Here is a 19092-nt window from a genome sequence, read left to right as displayed (position 1 = left end):
CAGGATACTGATATGAAAAGGAAATTGACATATATATTTTGGTTCTGCCTGCCCATCCTATTATTATTCACGGCTTGTGATGATATGGAAGACAAGCCTTTCACTTCGGACATTGCAGGTGACCCGACTGAAACAGATACAGCCGAGCTCTATGCATTATGTGAAGGACTATTCAATCAGAATAACAGTTCATTGATGCGTTTCTCTTTCGGAAACCAGAGAATGGTGCGCAACTATTTTAACACAATCAATCATCGGGGATTGGGAGATACGGCAAATGATTTAGCCATTTATGGCGGCAAGATATATGTCATTGTCAATGTCTCCAGTACAGTGGAAGTAATAGACTTCCATACAGGAAATTCCTTGAAGCAAATTCAAATGCTGACCGAAAACGGAAGTTCACGTGAACCACGATATATCGCCTTTCACAAAGAAAAAGCGTATGTGTGTTCTTATGACGGAACAGTGACACGTATTGATACAACTTCCCTCGCCATAGACGGTGTCACTTCCGTAGGACGTAATCCCGATGGAATCTGTGTACAAAACGAAAAGTTATATGTTTCCAATTCCGGCGGACTGGATTATGCATCCGGCCTGGGAGTAGACAATACTGTATCTGTGGTTGATATCGCCACATTCAAAGAAATCAATAAAATTACAGTAGGACCGAATCCGGGCAAGATTGTAGCCGGTGCGGATGGAACAACCGTTTATGTAGCAACCCGTGGAGAAGATGTAGAAGCAGGAAATTATAACTTTGCAAAAATAGACTGCCTGACAAATGGAGTGACTCATTACAATGAGAAAGTACAGAACTTCGCCATTGACGGAGAGATTGCCTATCTATACAATTACAATTATAGTACGCAAACATCTTCTATCAAGACATTCAATCTGAAAACAGGAAAAACCGTTCGTGAGAATTTCATTACGGATGGAACAAGTATCGATACTCCTTATGGAATCAATGTGAATCCTTATAGTGGCAACGTGTATATCACAAATGCTTATGATTACACCATATACGGAGATTTGCTCTGTTTCAACCAACAAGGACAACTGCAATTCCGTCTGAATAATATCGGACTGAATCCGAACACGATTGCATTCAGCGACAAGGCTTCACAAAGCGACATTGATGATAATACCGAAGAAACTGAAAATTCATTGGCTTTCGCCAATAAAGTATGGGAGTATAAGCCGGCTCCCGGACAGTTTATCAATACGAGTACGTCGGCTTATGAGACAGGTTTCACTGCCGAACAAGTTTTAGAGCGTGCCACAGAAAAGCTAAAGAAAAAATCAGTTATCTCATTAGGCGGATTCGGTGGAACAATAACAGTAGGATTTTCTCAACCAATCCCTAATATCGAAGGGGAATATGATTTCAAGGTATGGGGAAATGCCACTTACAACAATAACACTGGAACAGGAGCACTTGGTGGAAGTGCTGAACCGGGAATTGTATTAGTCTCGAAAGATATAAATAATAATGGGATACCTGACGATGAATGGTATGAGTTGGCAGGTAGTGAGTACGGAAAAGATACAGAAATACGTAATTACGTAATCACCTATTATCGTCCCCAACCGGCCAATGGTGATGTCCGCTGGAAAGATAACTTAGGAAAAGAGGGATTCGTCAAACGTAACACATTCCATCAACAAGATTCTTATTATCCGAACTGGATAGAAGAAAACGAAATAACTTTCCATGGGACACGTCTAAAAGACAATGCCGTAGAAGAAGGCAATGTTTGGGTAGGCTATTGTTATCCTTGGGGATATGCAGACAATCATCCCAACAGAACCGAATACAGCCAATTTAAAATAGACCGGGCTGTAGACCAAAACGGACAACCTGTATTATTAGACCAAATAGACTTCGTAAGAATCTATACCGCCGTCAATCAGGACATAGGCTGGACAGGAGAAATATCTACCGAAGTCGTCACAGTAGAAAACTTACATTACAAAAAATAATCAAACTATTAATAATTAAAATTAGAGCAAAAACATGAAAAAGTTATCTTTATTCTTATTAGTATCCATATTTGCTTTTTGCGGATGTAGTGATGATAACGATGAAACAAAAGGTGGTGATGAAATAAAAGGTGGTGATGAAACAAAAGAGATTGTTGTTAACTTCGAGAATCTATTAACTGAAGCAGAAACACTTTATTTGGGAGATACAGAGAATCCGGCAGAAAGTTGGAAACAGGGAAATACTCCTTATTATTTAACTTATTTACTGGATAATACAAAGGCTTTTGAGTTTGACTGTGTATCATCTTCATATGGGTTTGGTATGGATGCTTTCGGTTTTACTAATCTTACATCCGGTAACTACAGTGCTGTCCCTAAAAAAGGCGTAAAGAATAATACTTATATTATTGTAGGATCCTCTGGCTATAAAATTGGTGCTAATAACGACAAAGAAGCTGCTATACGCTTCAAAGACAACAATAATTCCAATAATAAGAAAGCGTATCAAGTAAAAGGCTTATTTATAACTAATTGTATGTATGCCTATAATAGTATGAAAGAAGGGAGCGACTATTTTCATGAACATGGTGAAGAAGATAAATTTGATAGTAATGATTCATTCAAGGTAATTATTTACAATATAGATAAAACAAAAAAAGTAGAATACTACTTAGCGCAAGGGACTAATCTAGTAGATGAATGGAAGTGGGTAGACCTCACCTCTTTAGGAAAAACTGAAGGACTAAAATTTGAATTACAGACAACTAAGAATAACGATTGGGGTGCAATGACTCCTACCTATTTCTGTCTTGATGGGATTACTCTTATCGAAGATGTCAATTAAAACATAAATCTTTTCGAGTAACTATTTAGTCCCTATAAGAATATACTCTCTGGTATGGAAACTAAATAGTTACTTTTCAGACTTCTCTCAAATAAAATAATATTTTACACAATAAACTTATGAATAAACTCATCACTTTTTTACTATTCTTTTGTATATTGGCATGTTCAGAGGAAGAACTTATTATTGATAAATTAGAAAAAAACATAGTAACAACAAGAAGTGCAGGTGACGGTGAATATGATTTACTCGGTTATGGGTATAATTGTTTCTATTCTGATTTCCAAGACCCTTTATATGCAAAAGCCAAAGTAATAGATTTAGAACGACTTCAAAAAGGACTAGGACGGGATCCTATCACTGGACAAGAAGTTATATTTACTCCTGCAGATATTGAAACATCCATATTACACGGTAAGACAGAAACAAAAACAGCATACGGATCATCAATATATACATTAACAGAAAATCTCAATATACATGCCACTGCAAATATCGGAGACAAAATTTTAAAATTATTTTCATTAGATCTAGAAGCAACAATAAATTCAGGAGGAACTAAAGAGGAAAGAAACGCTTTTTACAGAGTTGATGCACTCAAAATGACACGAAGGCTAACCCTACCATACACAACACCATCAAGACTTAAATATTTTTTCACAGATGTATTTTTATCCGATTTAAAAAGTTTATCAGGTAAAGAGTTAGTTGAAAAATATGGTACACATGTTATGACTGATATACTATTAGGAGGCAAATTTTCCGCATTTTATACAGGTAAATATACAAGTACATCAGCAACACAGGTTCAAGAATTCAAAGCATCATCTAATTTCTTAATGTCATCAATCACGGCAAATGTTCACTATGACAGTAATTTATTCAACAGTTTTAACAATGTAAATATTTATATCAAAACACAAGGTGGTTCCCAAACTGTAACTTCAATAATAAGTCAGGATCCTAATGGAAAATTAGACAATGTATCTTTTGATTATACAGGTTGGATTAATAGTGTATCTACTGAAACCGAATCACTCATAGGAATAGGTAATCCAGATACAAAAATCTATTTACTCAGTGAATTCATAGATGACCCAGGTAAGAAAAAGAATATTGAATTTGCTCTACAACTCAAAGATTCTAATAATGAAATAGAGAACATGCTTGCATCACCAAAAGGAATTCTTTATAATAACAATATAGAAACAGGTATATTATCTGAAAACAGTCAAACCTCTAAAATGGAATTGCTTCCTTATGGCTTAGTTATGTCACGCCCTTCAATATTTTTCCCAAAATGTATTTTTATTTTACAGCAAGAAACTAATTATGCTAAATTTAAAAGAAGAAATAATGACTACTTAGACAATACTCTTAAATATACGGCTAATAAACACAATAAGACTCAACAATGGGAAATAAACTTTATTGATGACAGTTTTTTTACACTAAAGAATTTATCAAACAATCAATATTTATCATCCTATGATCTCAAATTCTATAACAACATTATTGCAAATGATAGTACTTTTTATTGGACACTATTAAAGAACTAAATCCATACATTAAAACAACATAATGTAACTATATTATTTACTACCTAACAATACTGAAGTTCATGTTCTTTTCAAGCATGAACTTCGGCATTATTTAATAATGCGAATCAGCAGTTGACAATCCTCTACCTTTTCGCTTGTCAAAATACTATTACTCAACCAATTATCTCATTAGTCAATTTTCTAATCTCCTTGAAAATCATTATATCAGAAGAATAAAACCACTTATTTTTCTAATTATGCTCCCCCCAAGGTGAAAGAATTAAAACTTATAAAAGTATATATGTATATCTGCGATGTTTACGAGTCTTCACTCAAGTTCTAATGCCAGAGGTTCAGTAATAACAATTATCCAATCTTTACCGATCAGAAACTGCTTACTATATAATCTGTCCTGCGGAGCTTATTAGCAATAGTTTAAAATCAAAGACATACATACTTTTACCAAGAAATACCTGCTTTCATGGCTTCTTGACTTGCCTTCTTACCAAACATTCAATTATGCGGAAACAATCAGTGAACTGTAAGCATCCGATAAAGTACACTATAAAAAAGGCTGTATCTCCTTTTCAAGTATGCAGCCATCTATAGTTGTATCTCTCTCATTCTTTATTCCTTTCTTTCCATTTGTGTGGCAACATTTGTAGCAGTTGCCCATAATTTGCCTTCTGCATATATGGCATTCTTGCTATAACGTCATTCAGATACGTGCGCGGATTTACTTTATGCGCTTTGCACGTCGCCAGCAACGAACAGACGACACTCATGCTGACGGCCGCCTGATGATCTCCACAGAACAGGTAATTCTTTCTACCGAATGTGATTGACCAGATGGCATTTTCCGCCAGATTGTTATCAATCTGGATACGTCCATCCTGCAGATACCTCATCATATTCTCCCAGTGGGTATAGGCATAGGTTATCGCCTTCCCGGTCAGGCTGTTTGGGCTGTATTTTATCCCTTCTGTTTCCATCCATAGTTTCAAGGCATCCATAATGGGGCCGGCAAGTTCCTGACGTTTTTCCATCCGTTCATTTTCTGTAAGCTGCTTCTGGTCACAGTCATGTTCTATGCGATATAGAAGCTGTATTTCTTTTAAGGCATGTTCCGCCATCTGCCTGTTTTCAGCAAGTGCCTGCTCAAAATACCTGCGTATATGAGCCATGCAGTTAACAAGGCGCACATTCGGGTTGCCCTTGAAAGCCGATTCGTAACCCTCAAAGCCGTCACATTGGAAATAACCCTTGAAGTCTTTAGCCAGTTGCCCTATCACCGTACCTGACCGTGAGCCTTTGTCATAATGGAAAAGCACCAGTCGTTCGACTACCGCCCTGACCATCCACAAGTATTCCTTGTTGGTCTGATGTCCTGCCTTGTCCAGTACAGGTACGGTCGTTTCATCCCCCTGTATGTAGTCGGATTTCATGATTTCCTGCCTGAGTACCTCGTAAAGTGGCTTGAGAAGTTCAACCGCAGGCTTGAACCATCCGTCTACGGTACTTTCACTAGCTTTGAAGCCCAGGTGATGCAACTGTTTCACCTGGCGGTAGAAAGGAAGATGATACTCATATTTCTGTAGGAGTATCTCCGCCAAAAGTGTAGGTCCCGCTATTCCTTTGTATATAGGCAACAGCGGCATGGCGGCTATTTCCACTCCTTTTCTGCCGACCGGTGGAAGTGAAGTGTTGTTTTTAAGGGCATACTTGGGGCCGTACAATCTCCTTTATATAAAGTTGTCCGGGCTTATGTTCCACCACACGGGTCACTTCCTCACCAATCTTCCTGTACAGTTCCAGGTCAATGTCTTCCGGTTCGATGATTACCCTTTCAAGTACGGGAAGACCTTCCATTATCCTGCGGTTATTCCGTTCCCGTTTCTTGCTCTCCACCGTTTCTTTTGTGATTGTCTGCACCGCTACTTCACGCGCTTCTTCCAGTTCAGCCGCGTTATCTGGAAGAAAGTCACCGAACAGGTCAGGCTGGTTGGAATCAAGAGACGGGAGTTTCTCTGACTTGTGACCGAAAAGCATGGCGGTTCAGCCATGCGACTTGAGCCGTCAGCTCATTGAGACGGTTCTGTAAGGATTCATTTTGCCGGGTAAGCCTGATAATGGTCTCAGCCTGGAATGCGTTCACCTGCTGCAGGGATTGCAGCATTGAGTTCGTCTGTGAAAGCATCTCTTCCTGGGTCATAATCCGTTTCTTTTAATTACACTATAAATGTACAAAATATATCCCGGACAGACAAGGAATACGACATCTATTTTTATACTGTATATACATTTCGCTCCGCCCTCAGACGTTTCAAACGCTGCCCGAGAGATTCCTGGATTCCTTCCACCATAATGACAAGGTCACGCCATTCCATCGGATAGCTGCGCGATTTCTCATCATATTCGGGAACTTTGAAATGATCGGCTTCAAGACGCTTGACATACATCACCAGACCGCCATCCTCGGCATGGAGAAGCTTCATCAATTTACGGCTGCTGCCAATGAAGATGAATACACCACCGTTCCTGACACTGCAGCCCATACGCTCGTGTACCACACCGCAGAGGGAACTGATCCCTTTGCGCATATCAGTCCTGCCGGGGCAGAGAAAATAGTATCATTCAGGCAGAACATGGCAACAAGCGTATTGGTTAATCAAACGGCAAGCGGCTTCTTCCATACCGGCACCCAAATGGGCACGGACGCCATTAGGAAACAACAGGGTCATTCCGGAAACGGAAGAGGAGGAAGCAATACAGGGGGACTTCAGGCTGATGGGGGCTAAGACTGATTGGGGAGCAGATGTCTCGTGAACGGGAACACTGGAAGATTTACGTTTCCAATAATTGTACGTGGAGTAACTGACATGTTCACGTTGCAGAAATTTCAGAAGACTCAGACCGCTTAAACAATGCAGTTCCTGTAAAGAAGAAAATTGTTCTTTTGTCATAATGAAGATATGCTAGAAGTTCATGCAATATTGCAGAGGCAAAGGTGCAATGAGAATATAACGGAGACAACGGGTACTTTATCGGATGTTTACAGAATTCCTGCATCTAAGGAAATATTCCACCATCGCACCACTAACAAAAAGTTATTATATTTTTGTATCTTTCATAAATTACCACTACATTCGTCAAGTAAAACACTTAAATATACTACAATGGAATTACCTTTTGCTGAATCATGGAAAATAAAGATGGTAGAACCCATCCGTAAAAGCACTCGTGAAGAACGCGAGCAATGGATTAAAGAAGCGCATTACAACGTCTTCCAACTCAAATCAGAACAAGTTTATATAGACCTCATAACCGACTCAGGAACAGGAGCCATGAGCGACCGCCAATGGGCTGGAATGATGCTCGGTGATGAAAGTTATGCCGGTGCGACATCTTTCTTCAAACTGAAAGAGATGATTACGAAACTGACCGGATTTGAGTATATCATTCCGACACATCAGGGACGTGCCGCAGAAAATGTACTTTTCTCCTATTTGGTACACGAAGGAGACATCGTACCCGGAAATTCACACTTCGACACCACCAAAGGACATATCGAAGGACGCCATGCCACCGCATTAGACTGCACCATTGATGCAGCCAAACAGACACAACTAGAACTCCCGTTCAAAGGAAACGTAGACCCTGATAAATTACAGAAAGCGTTGACAGAACATGCAGAACGTATCCCCTTTATCATCGTAACCATCACCAACAACACAGCCGGCGGACAGCCCGTATCCATGCAAAACTTACGTGAAGTAAGAGCTATCGCCGACAAATACGGCAAGCCGGTACTTTTCGACTCCGCACGCTTCGCTGAAAACGCTTACTTTATCAAAATGCGTGAAGAAGGTTATCAAGATAAATCTATCAAAGAAATTACGAAAGAGATGTTCTCCCTTGCCGACGGCATGACAATGAGTGCCAAGAAAGATGGAATAGTCAACATGGGCGGATTCATAGCCACACGGCGCGAAGACTGGTACGAAGGCGCAAAAGGCTTCTGCGTGCAATACGAAGGGTATCTCACTTACGGCGGAATGAACGGACGGGACATGAACGCACTCGCCATCGGACTGGATGAAAACACTGAATTCGATAATCTCGAAACACGCATCAAACAAGTAGAATATTTGGCAAAGAAACTGGATGAATACGGAATCCCCTATCAGCGTCCTGCCGGCGGTCATGCCATTTTCATTGATGCGCCCAAAGTGCTGACGCACGTACCTAAGGAAGAATTTCCGGCACAGACACTGACCATCGAACTCTATCTGGAAGCCGGTATCCGCGGATGCGAAATCGGCTATATCCTTGCCGACCGCGATCCGATTACTCATGAAAACCGGTTCAACGGACTTGACTTACTACGTCTTGCCATTCCCCGCAGGGTGTACACGGACAATCATATGAACGTAATAGCCGCCGCCCTCAAAAATGTATACGAACGCAGGGAAAGCATTACCCGCGGAGTACGTATCGCTTGGGAAGCTCCTTTAATGCGGCATTTCACAGTCCAATTAGAAAGGCTGTCCGTATAAACAGGAAATGCTCGTCAGGCGCATCAAGCTAACAAGCGAACAAGAAAGAGAAGTAACCAAATAAAACGGTGAATAATAGAGGAGATTCTCCACTGATTATTCACCGTTTCCTAATTTATATTTATTGCTGTCCGATAAAACTTGAAAAAGTAAAAAACATATGTCTCGACCGTTGATTCTACGATGGTCGATTCTGTTTTTGCGTTTTCCAAGCCCCTCATTCAAACAGCGAAGGTTCAGGTGGTGCGCCGGATGCCTCTAGTAGCAGGCTTTCCCAGTCTTTTTCGGGGTTGTTGAACAGACTGTAGAAGTCAACATATAACTCCGTAACCAACCAGATGCCTGCGGACATGAAATGGAAGCAGGGCGGATGGATAGGAAGGGAAAAGATAAAAGCAATCAATAGCAAAACAGCTTTTTATCTTTCAATCTTTCACCTTCTTCTTGAAACTCTTTATTCATAGGTGTTTCATGACGGTGAAAGATGAAAATGCAAACAATCGGCATCTGTCATCTTTCACCGTATGCGGCGTTCATCTAAGTCATTCTTTTCCGGGCTTGATTCGTACTCGTCCGGTCGTGTAAATCGTATTCATATCTTTACGGAATGTCCTCCGGAACCCATAGGGTCTTGGAACATACTACTTTCCCCGCAGTCTATTAATAGATAACTTCCTTTCTATTAAATGTAAAGTTGCTTTTGATTAATAGCAAAGTTGTTCTTTACTGATTAGAAACTATAAATGAAGGCTTTGATTATAAAATTGCAAGCTTTATTTTTATAATCAAAGCTTGCGTTTATAAAAACGGAACTTGCATTTAAAGTTTGTGATTAATAGAAAGAAAGTTTGTAATTAATAGAAAGGAAGTTTATAATTAATGAAAAGGAACTTATCTATTAATACTTTGGGCGGAAAGTAGCGGTAGTTTTGAGTGTGGTAAGTGGTGAAAGATGAATGATGTGGTGAAAGATTGAAAATGAACTATCAACGTTCGGAAAGTGCGATAAACAGACGGTTTCATACAAATCGGTGAAAGATGAAAGATTGTATTCATAGTCAATGTAGACACGGTTCATCGCCACGATGTCTCCTTTGCCGAGGGTCGATGATTTGAAGCCTTCTCATCTATTTCGGTGTCTTGCCGCCGCGGCTGTTCGCTAAAATGATAACCATAAAGGGTTGACACCTTCAATAGGTGTCAGCCCTAATTTTTCAACGCTTCAAAAAGTTTTATCGGACAGCAATAATTTATATTACATTCAAATTCTTTCTATAATCAAATTATGATATATTCAATTCAGCGTCCACGTCAACACAAAGTCCGAATGGATACGATAACCGATAGTATAAAGCCTTTGCAACCCCGTCACCAACTCTTGAACTTGAAACGTACCCTCTTTCTGAGGAACAAAATGTGTCAAACGGAGTTTACGAAGATCAGCGTCGGCATCTTCCATACGTTTAAAAACCGCTTCCTTTGCAGACCAATGCAATAACAGGCTCCAAGTTATATCTCCCTGATAAGCTTCCGCCTGTTCGTCAGAACGGACATAGCGGTCTGATACCCGATGGACACGTTGACCATATTGCTCAATATCAATGCCGACAGCAGTCCGCGAGCTAAGAATCACAGCTACATATCCTTTGGTATGAGAAATGCTGATAAAAAAAGAATCATCGGACAGATAAGGTTTGTTTTCAGAAGAGTAAGCAATCTTCTTGTCTTCCCGAAGCATTGAATACAGCAAGACACGGACAGATGTCCATTCCAATTTCCGCCGTTCGGAGACAAAGCGGTTCAATTCCTGTTCGCAAGAGATTCTTCGCGCCTCAGGCAGAAGAGCCAATAATGTATCCAGAGATTCTTCCATCTTCCAGACAGCCCACTGTATATCATCCGTCTTATGTTGCAGAAATAACGCCATTTTACATTTGCTTGATTTAGCTTTCGTGATTATGCTTTCTCGAATCTGTTTTCTTGATTCTATTTTCAAAGATTATTCTTTCCCTTCCGATGCTTCCGTATCCTTAGGCAGAATCGTAAATTTGACTTTCACAATACGGCGGCTATCCATCTCCAATACCTCAAACTCGTAATTGTGATAAGTCACTTTCTCGTGCAATGCAGGGAACTCACCTTTAATCTCAAGCAACATACCTGCTAAGGTATCGGCATCCCCCACCACTTTCTCAAACTCATCCTCATCTACTTTCGCAATCTTATAGAAATCCGTCAACTGCGTTTTCGCTTCAAATATCCAAGTATGGTCATTCAACACGACATACGTACGTTCTTCATCGTCATACTCATCATGAATCTCCCCCACTATTTCTTCGATAATATCCTCCATCGTCACCAGTCCGGAAGTTCCGCCGAATTCATCCACAACGATGGCAATATGAATCTTATTCGCCTGGAAATCACGAAGCAAATCATCAATCATTTTCGTTTCCGGCACAAAATAAGCCGGGCGAATCAATGACTGCCAACGGAAATTATCCCCTTTGCTCACATGAGGCAAAAGATCCTTTATATACAGTATTCCCTTTATATTATCCCGCGAACCAGCAAAGATAGGAATACGTGAATAAGCATTTTCAATGATACACTGCATCACTTCCTTGAAAGGCGTGCGGATATCCAAATCCACCATATCCAGGCGTGATGTCATTACTTCCTTCACAGTCTCCCCACCAAAACGGATAATTCCTTCCAGAATATTATTTTCTTCAGTTAACTCCGCCTTATCAGTAAGTTCCAATGCGTGAGACAGTTCGTCAACAGAAATATTATGACTTTTCTTGGCAAAATGCTTGTTCAGAAAAGTAGTGGAACGTACAAGGACAGTAGCTACCGGATAAAATATTTTTTCCAGATAATAAATTCCCGGTGCGGAAAAACGGCAGAAAGCCAGCGTCTTCTGCGCAGAATAAATCTTCGGCATAATTTCACCGAACAGGAGCAACAGAAAAGTAAGTATTACAGTCAGTATCAAGAACTCCGCCAACGGAGAATGAAAAACAAAGACATTCATAAAAAAGAAGTTGCAGAGCATGATAATGGTTACGTTCACAAAATTGTTAGTAATCAATATCGTTGCCAAGAGACGTTCGGTGTCGTCAAGAAGGGCACTTATTTTATCATCGGAAGGATGATTGCGTTCGTCAATGTCATTCCGGTCTGAAGGAGAAAGCGAGAAAAAAGCGATTTCAGAAGCCGAAGCAAAACCGGAAGCAAGCAAGAGCACACCTGCCAGTACTATGGCGATAATAGCAGAGATAGAAGGAGTGTTTACGGTAATACCGTTGAAAATGTCAGCCAATTGGCTTAAATAACCATCTGAGTCCAAAGAGTATATATTTTAGTTTAACAAAAGATAATGTGCCAATCTGCTCGCGAAAACCTATTGGCACACCATCACATTATTTAGAACGGCAAGTCGTCTGCCGGATTATCTTGTACAGGTTGCGACTGCTGCGTTTGTTGCGGCTGTTGCATTTGTTGGGATTGTTGCGGCTGTTGTGGCTGACCGATGCCGGATTGTTGCGCAGAAACAGAAGTCCCCGGATTCATTCCTTTCGGAGACAGCATTTCCATATTATCTACATAAATCTCGGTGATATAGCGCATAGCTCCCGACTGGTCACTGTAAGAACGTGTTCTGATCTTTCCTTCCAGGTACAATTTGTCACCTTTGTGCACATATTTATCCACAATCTCAGCCAGACGGTTGGATGCAACGATATTATGCCACTCCGTTCTTTCAGGAATTTGGGTTCCATTTTGCAACGTATAGCCACGGTCTGTCGTAGCTAATGGGAAAGTTGCCACAGCCGAGCCTGTATCGAAATATTTCACCCGCGGATCTTGCCCCACGTTCCCAATCAATATCACTTTATTTACTGACATATATGTATCAAGTTATTATTCTTAGTTTCAAATGCGCTGCCAAAATTAAACAGAATTACAATAGGATGCAAGAATTGTTGTAACTTTTATTTTGATTCGATATGCTTCTCTATAAAAGCGTGCACTAATCTGGAAACAGCATATTGCTCCAAATCTTCCGCCTTTATTTTCTGAAACTTACTGAAAGAAGCCGTATCTTCGGGTAATACCACTTCATAGAAGTTAGCATAAATCACCCGGTGAGACAACACATGCTTCACCTCTCTGCAAACCGAACGAATCACCGGCTGTTCTTCCGCCGCAAAGAGTGCCCGGAACTCAGGTAAAGCCAAAAACTCTTCTTCCGACAAAGCCGTCGGAGTTTCTACCAAAGGCAACTCAAACAGATTCTTCCAAATATCATCCGCCGCCCGTTTATTAATAAAGGTATGCGCGCCCGCACGTACATAAATATAATTAAAATAACGGTTCGTCGTTTTCGTCTTATGCTGCTTCACCGGCAGTTTGCCGACCAGCCCTCTCGAAAGAGCCGAACAACTGTCTGACAACGGACAAAACAAGCAATTAGGCGACTGCGGAGTACACTGAATCGCTCCGAAATCCATAATCCCCTGATTATAAAGAGCCGGCCGCTTCCTGTCCAACATCTCGTCCGCCAAAGCTGCAAAGAGTTTCTTCCCCTCTGTCGAATCAATCGGCGTGTCAATACCGAAATAACGTGAAAGCACACGATATACATTCCCATCCACTACCGCATAAGGCATGCCATAAGCAAACGAACAGACGGCCGCAGCCGTGTACTCCCCCACTCCTTTCAAAGCCAGCACTTCCGGATACGTTTTCGGGAAAACCCCATTCATACTTTTTGCAGCAGCATGAAGATTCCGGGCACGTGAATAATACCCCAATCCCTGCCAGTATTTCATCACCTCATCCTCTTCTGCGTCCGCTAATGTCCGTACATCAGGAAAACGCTTGACAAAACGAAGAAAATAATCATATCCCTGCACCACACGTGTCTGCTGAAGGATAATTTCCGAAATCCATATCAGATACGGATCAGAAGATTCCCGCCAGGGCAATTCACGTTTATTCTCCTCATACCACTTTATAATCGTTTCAGTAAACTCATTCATAAGACCATCCTTAACGTATCATCTAACATTTATCTTGTATATGCTATTCAAAAGCCATACAAAAGTAACTCTTTTGGCTCTAAGAAAATTCAACGCCACCATTTTTTTAGAAAAATGTGCATAATATATTTTTTTAGGAGCTTAAAAAGCTATATATTTGCAGTCCAAAAAATTAGCAACAACATAGTAATAATATTTTTTTTAAGGAAAAATGACTAAAGCAGATATTGTAAACGAGATTACAAAGAAAACTGGAATTGACAAGCAGACAGTTCTTACAACAGTTGAAGCATTCATGGACGCTGTTAAAGATTCATTGTCTAACGATGAGAACGTGTACTTACGCGGATTTGGTAGTTTCGTAGTGAAGAAAAGAGCACAGAAAACCGCTCGTAATATTTCTAAGAACACTACTATTATCATCCCTGAGCACAACATTCCGGCTTTCAAACCGGCTAAGACATTTACAATTTCAGTAAAGAAATAATAAACAAGAGTATTAACCCATAAAATGTAAAGCTATGCCAAGCGGAAAAAAGAAAAAAAGACATAAAATGTCTACGCACAAGCGTAAAAAAAGACTAAGAAAGAACAGACATAAAAGCAAAAAATAATTTTTAAGTCTGGATCACACAGAAATAAAGAACAAACTTGCGAAGCCCTATGTCTTTCAAGTTTGTTCTTTGTTTAAGTAGCTAACCCAAAATGAACAATTTGTCAAAAAAGTTGTTCATATAAATGAGATTCAATCAATAATAAGGAAACAAAACAGTGACAAGTGAACTAGTAGTTGACGTACAGCCCAAAGAGGTGTCCATCGCCCTTCTCGAAGACAAGAGCCTGGTGGAACTTCAAAGCGAAGGAAGAAACATTTCCTTTTCTGTGGGCAATATGTATTTGGGCCGTATCAAGAAATTGATGCCCGGACTGAATGCATGCTTTGTAGACGTCGGTTACGAGAAAGACGCTTTCCTTCATTATCTTGACCTGGGTCCTCAATTTAACTCACTCGAAAAGTTTGTAAAGCAGACTTTAAGCGACAAAAAGAAGCTGACCTCCATCAGCAAGGCAACCCTGCTTCCCGACCTCGACAAGGATGGAACTGTATCCAACACACTCAAGGTGGGACAAGAAGTAGTGGTGCAAATTGTAAAGGAACCTATCTCTACGAAAGGACCGCGACTGACGTCCGAAATTTCGTTTGCCGGACGCTATCTCGTACTCATCCCTTTCAACGACAAGGTTTCTGTATCGCAAAAAATTAAATCGAGCGAAGAACGTGCCCGCCTGAAACAACTGCTGATGAGCATCAAGCCGAAAAACTTCGGTGTCATCGTCCGCACGGTAGCCGAAGGCAAACGCGTAGCCGAACTCGACGGAGAGCTTAAAGTCCTGATTAAGCATTGGGAAGATGCGATGGCAAAAGTACAGAAAGCCACCAAGTATCCGACGTTGATTTATGAAGAAACCAGTCGTGCCGTAGGTTTGTTGCGCGACCTCTTCAACCCATCTTTTGAGAATATTTACGTCAACGACGAGGCTGTGTACAATGAAATCAAAGACTACGTATCACTGATTGCGCCCGACCGGGCTAATATCGTGAAACTGTACAAAGGCCAGCTTCCCATCTACGACAATTTCGGTATCACCAAGCAGATTAAATCCTCGTTTGGTAAAACCATCTCTTACAAGAGTGGTGCCTATCTGATTATTGAGCACACTGAGGCGCTTCACGTAGTAGACGTGAACAGCGGAAACCGCACCAAGAATGCCAACGGACAGGAAGGTAACGCACTCGAAGTAAATCTGGGAGCCGCCGATGAACTGGCGCGCCAACTGCGATTAAGGGATATGGGTGGTATCATCGTCGTGGACTTCATCGACATGAATGAAGCCGAAAACCGCCAAAAGCTTTATGAACGAATGTGTGCCAACATGCAGAAAGACAGGGCACGGCATAATATTCTGCCGCTCAGCAAATTCGGGCTGATGCAGATTACACGCCAACGTGTGCGTCCGGCAATGGACGTCAACACGACCGAAACCTGCCCTACCTGCTTCGGCAAAGGCTCTATCAAGTCGTCCATTCTCTTTACGGACACTTTGGATAGTAAAATTGATTATCTGGTCAATAAACTGAAGGTTAAGAAATTCTCGTTACACGTCCATCCGTATGTAGCCGCTTACATCAACCAGGGACTCGTTTCCCTGAAACGGAAGTGGCAGATGAAATACGGATTCGGTATCAAGGTTATTCCAAGTCAGAAACTCGCATTCCTACAATATGTATTCTACGATATACATGGAGAGGAAATCGATATGAAGGAAGAATTCGAAATCAAATAAACAGAAAAGGCGGCTCGTTGCAACGAGTCGCCTTTTTGTATCGTACAATCACCGGAAATTTCATTTTTTACTCTTGTTCTTGCAAGAAAATGAAAGAGTTATGGACCTACCTGCAAAGCGTAAATGACACTCTCTTGCTTTGTTTATATCATCCTTTTATTTAGTATCAAAAGCAGTATCAATCAATGCTTTCAAGTTCTGATAGTGGCTCTTGTATATGCCACTTGAAGCACTTGCCGCACTGTTCAGTTCACTTCTAAGACTAGCCAGTTGTCCACGGGCAATGGCAGGCGCTTCCGAAGGGGAATCCGAGGAATAACTCATCGGATTAGAATTATTTTTCGGTTTGTCGAGCATAGCAATCAGTGCGTTCACATAGACTTTCTGCAAAGCACGCTGATTGAGGTCGGGCTTCTTGCCACCTCTGAGGTCGCTCCAAATGCCTTTCTTCAGGTCTTGGAACATTTCATTGGAAGTATAGGCTTTGTTGCCGTTCATCAATTCGTTGGTCGTCATCTTGTCCAGCGTGCGGCTGCTAAGCAAACGTTTCAAGATATTACTCTGCACGCGGAAAATATAATTGAAGGTATTGACTCCGGCCTTTTCTGTCAGTTTGTCGTCCATCAACCAAGTAGGCGTGGTGAATAATTCTTTGTTTAAGAATGTCACAGCTTTCTTCTGTATACCCTTCGGCACAAATTCCACTGCTTTCACGTCGGTTTGTTCTACCGAAATCGGGGTACTGTAAATACCGGCGACATTGGTTGCCACATGTCCCATATACAGGGAAAACTGTCCGGCTACGTTGCTGTATAAGGTGCTTGCCTTTTGGTAGCCTTCGTTCGGTTCGTACGTCCAGTTGATGATTTCGGGCATGATACGTTTCAGATTCTTGATGCCGTATGTGCCTGCCAGCACTGCGTCGTCGCCCAAGTCTTCGTTCTGGTTACGAGGGTCGTCGCGGTCGCTTTCCGTGCCGAAAGTGTAGCGCTTGTCTTCCTTTAGTTTGCTGATAATCCACTTGTTCATGTGGGGGATTTCAGCTTCTGCCGTCTCAAATTCGGGCATCCAGCGGTAACCCCATTCGATAGACCAGTCGTCGTAGATACCGATGCGGGGGAAGATTCCAGCACGTGAGATGCTGTCTTCCGGCTGGGCGATGTAATTGAAACGTGCATAATCCATAATGGATGGGGTGTGGCCGTTGGCTTCCACCCATGCTTTGTCTCTCAGTTTTTCTACCGGAACGGTGGCGGAAGAGCCGAAGTTATGACGCAAGCCCAGCGTGTGACCTACCTCGTGGGAAGATACAAAACGAATCAGTTCGCCCATCAGTTCATCGTCAAACTGAGGTTTGCGTGCTCCCGGGTCGATGGCGCCGGCTTGCACGATATACCAGTTGTAGAGCAGGAGCATTACGTTATGATACCAGTTGATATGTGTTTCGAGGATTTCACCGCTGCGGGGGTCGTGTACATGAGGGCCGCTTGCATTGGGAATATCGGACGGCTTATAGACGATAGCCGAATGACGGGCGTCTTCCAGACTCCATGTCGGGTCGTCTGTGGGGGCTTCTTTGCCGATGATGGCGTTCTTGAAGCCGGCTTTCTCAAAGGCTTTCTGCCAGTCGTTGACTCCTTGAATCAGGTAAGGAACCCATTTTTTAGGAGTGGCGGGGTCGATGTAGATAACGATTGGTTTCTTCGGTTCTACAAGTTCGCCCCTGAGGTATTTCTCCTTATCCTCGTCTTTCGGTTCGAGACGCCAGCGGGTGATGTTCGCTTTGTATTTCACTCCGTGCGGGTTGCCGTCAAAGTCTTTGTAACCGACAGCAAAATAGCCTACGCGACTGTCGTAGAGTCTCGGCTTCATCGGTTCTTTAGGAAGAAGCAACATGGAGCTGTTCAGTTCGTAGGTCATCGGGCCGGTGGAATTGGTATATTGGGCCATCATTTTCTCGAAGGCGCTGCCCATCGGCGGCCTGCGCTGGAAAGTACGCACGGTGCGGATTTCGATATTTTGCGGGAAGGCTTTCAGTGTGTCGATATAGCTGGCGTCCGGTATCATTGAGGTTGCGCCGATATTGTCTTTCGCAAAGTTGGAGAAAGAGAACATGTCGCCGTCCTTGCGGATAAAGTCGGTCATTTCGATTACGTAATTTTTCGTCAGACTGTCTTTGCGCATTGTTTTCAAGGGGAAGGTGGCGACGATAGGCTGGACGTTGGAGTTCAGCACTGCCTGATACATTCCCAGTGTATCGGTAGAATGTTCCAGATAGGAGATTTGGCGGATAAACAGTTTGTTGTCACGTCCCAATTCGAAGCGGATTACTTCGTCACTGATATGGTCGCCGGGGTAACCGGCTTTGCGTTTCTGCTTGTCTACCGGGGCTTTCACAATACGGTTCACAATCAATATGTCGCGTCCGAACAAGGAATCGGGTATCTCGAAGAAGTATTTTCCTTCTATGCAGTGCACCTTGAAGAAGCCGTTCATTGTCTTGGCTTTTTTAGTGATTACACTTGCGTAAGGCTGGAAAGGGGATTTCTTGGCTTTGGCTATGGAGTCGGCCTTAGCTTTGTCTGCAGCCATTTCGGTAGCACTTTTCTTTTTTTTCTTCTTCTTAAAGAGGTCCGTAGACTGTGCTCCGGCTGTTGGAATCAACATTGCCAGGAGCAACAAAAAGGTAGTTAGTTTTCTCATGCTTTTATTTTTAAGATGTTAGTAACTGCAAAGTTAACTATTCATGTGAGCTATCCAAATCA

13 protein-coding genes and 1 pseudogene are annotated in these 19092 nt (G+C 41.8%); 6 read left to right on the top strand and 8 right to left on the bottom strand.

The features are described 5' to 3' along the window. Positions 1-12 precede the first annotated feature (12 nt). The 3 genes from CLIN57ABFB40_RS03415 to CLIN57ABFB40_RS03405 all read left to right on the top strand — a co-directional run bounded on the left by CLIN57ABFB40_RS03415 (position 13) and on the right by CLIN57ABFB40_RS03405 (position 4395). Positions 13-1989, top strand: a complete 1977-nt coding sequence (locus CLIN57ABFB40_RS03415) for a YncE family protein (RefSeq protein WP_175628890.1) — start codon at positions 13-15, stop codon at positions 1987-1989. A 34-nt stretch (positions 1990-2023) separates the two neighbouring features. Beyond that, complete coding sequence (locus CLIN57ABFB40_RS03410; protein ID WP_175628889.1) at positions 2024-2836, top strand: DUF4465 domain-containing protein; 813 nt, start codon at positions 2024-2026, stop codon at positions 2834-2836. A gap of 119 nt (positions 2837-2955) precedes the next feature. Next, the gene (locus tag CLIN57ABFB40_RS03405) at positions 2956-4395 is read left to right on the top strand and encodes an MAC/perforin domain-containing protein (protein WP_175628888.1); all 1440 of its coding nucleotides are present in this window, start codon (positions 2956-2958) and stop codon (positions 4393-4395) included. A gap of 602 nt (positions 4396-4997) precedes the next feature. Here the strand turns inward: CLIN57ABFB40_RS03405 and tnpC are convergent. The 3 genes and pseudogenes from tnpC to tnpA form a co-directional block, all read right to left on the bottom strand. After that, positions 4998-6589 (bottom strand): annotated as a pseudogene (gene tnpC, locus CLIN57ABFB40_RS03400) (IS66 family transposase). A 73-nt stretch (positions 6590-6662) separates the two neighbouring features. Further along, the gene (gene tnpB, locus CLIN57ABFB40_RS03395; protein WP_254871690.1) at positions 6663-6977 is read right to left on the bottom strand and encodes an IS66 family insertion sequence element accessory protein TnpB; all 315 of its coding nucleotides are present in this window, start codon (positions 6975-6977) and stop codon (positions 6663-6665) included. 30 nt (positions 6978-7007) lie between these two features. Beyond that, on the bottom strand, positions 7008-7340 hold the full coding sequence (gene tnpA / locus CLIN57ABFB40_RS03390; protein ID WP_175628887.1) for an IS66 family insertion sequence element accessory protein TnpA: 333 nt from the start codon (positions 7338-7340) through the stop codon (positions 7008-7010). A gap of 213 nt (positions 7341-7553) precedes the next feature. Between tnpA and CLIN57ABFB40_RS03385 the strand changes: the two genes are divergently transcribed. Then, positions 7554-8933 carry a tryptophanase gene (locus tag CLIN57ABFB40_RS03385; RefSeq protein ID WP_175628886.1) on the top strand — a complete coding sequence of 460 codons (1380 nt, stop codon included), beginning with the start codon at positions 7554-7556 and terminating at the stop codon, positions 8931-8933. Positions 8934-10227: 1294 nt separating this feature from the next. On the opposite strand, the gene CLIN57ABFB40_RS03380 is transcribed toward CLIN57ABFB40_RS03385, so the two are convergent. The 4 genes from CLIN57ABFB40_RS03380 to mutY all read right to left on the bottom strand — a co-directional run bounded on the left by CLIN57ABFB40_RS03380 (position 10228) and on the right by mutY (position 13981). Further along, positions 10228-10860 carry a 4'-phosphopantetheinyl transferase family protein gene (locus tag CLIN57ABFB40_RS03380; RefSeq protein ID WP_175628885.1) on the bottom strand — a complete coding sequence of 211 codons (633 nt, stop codon included), beginning with the start codon at positions 10858-10860 and terminating at the stop codon, positions 10228-10230. A 72-nt stretch (positions 10861-10932) separates the two neighbouring features. Continuing rightward, positions 10933-12285 carry a gliding motility-associated protein GldE gene (locus CLIN57ABFB40_RS03375; RefSeq protein ID WP_175628884.1) on the bottom strand — a complete coding sequence of 451 codons (1353 nt, stop codon included), beginning with the start codon at positions 12283-12285 and terminating at the stop codon, positions 10933-10935. 77 nt (positions 12286-12362) lie between these two features. Then, positions 12363-12845: a single-stranded DNA-binding protein gene (locus CLIN57ABFB40_RS03370; protein WP_175628883.1), complete on the bottom strand. Its 483-nt coding sequence runs from the start codon at positions 12843-12845 to the stop codon at positions 12363-12365. Between the two features lie 86 nt (positions 12846-12931). Further along, the gene (mutY, locus tag CLIN57ABFB40_RS03365; protein WP_175628882.1) at positions 12932-13981 is read right to left on the bottom strand and encodes an A/G-specific adenine glycosylase; all 1050 of its coding nucleotides are present in this window, start codon (positions 13979-13981) and stop codon (positions 12932-12934) included. Between the two features lie 211 nt (positions 13982-14192). Between mutY and CLIN57ABFB40_RS03360 the strand changes: the two genes are divergently transcribed. Beyond that, entirely contained in the window at positions 14193-14468 is a 276-nt protein-coding gene (locus tag CLIN57ABFB40_RS03360) for an HU family DNA-binding protein (protein ID WP_004300646.1), read from the top strand. Between the two features lie 284 nt (positions 14469-14752). After that, complete coding sequence (locus CLIN57ABFB40_RS03355; protein WP_175628881.1) at positions 14753-16327, top strand: ribonuclease E/G; 1575 nt, start codon at positions 14753-14755, stop codon at positions 16325-16327. 156 nt (positions 16328-16483) lie between these two features. Here the strand turns inward: CLIN57ABFB40_RS03355 and CLIN57ABFB40_RS03350 are convergent, their stop codons facing one another. Continuing rightward, complete coding sequence (locus tag CLIN57ABFB40_RS03350) at positions 16484-19030, bottom strand: zinc-dependent metalloprotease (protein WP_175628880.1); 2547 nt, start codon at positions 19028-19030, stop codon at positions 16484-16486. Between the last annotated feature and the right edge of the window lie 62 nt (positions 19031-19092).

Origin of the sequence: Bacteroides acidifaciens, from assembly GCF_903181435.1 — a bacterium.
GTDB lineage: Bacteria > Bacteroidota > Bacteroidia > Bacteroidales > Bacteroidaceae > Bacteroides.
The sequence above is the reverse complement of the archived record's forward strand: the minus strand, read 5'-3'. Positions and strand labels throughout refer to the sequence as shown.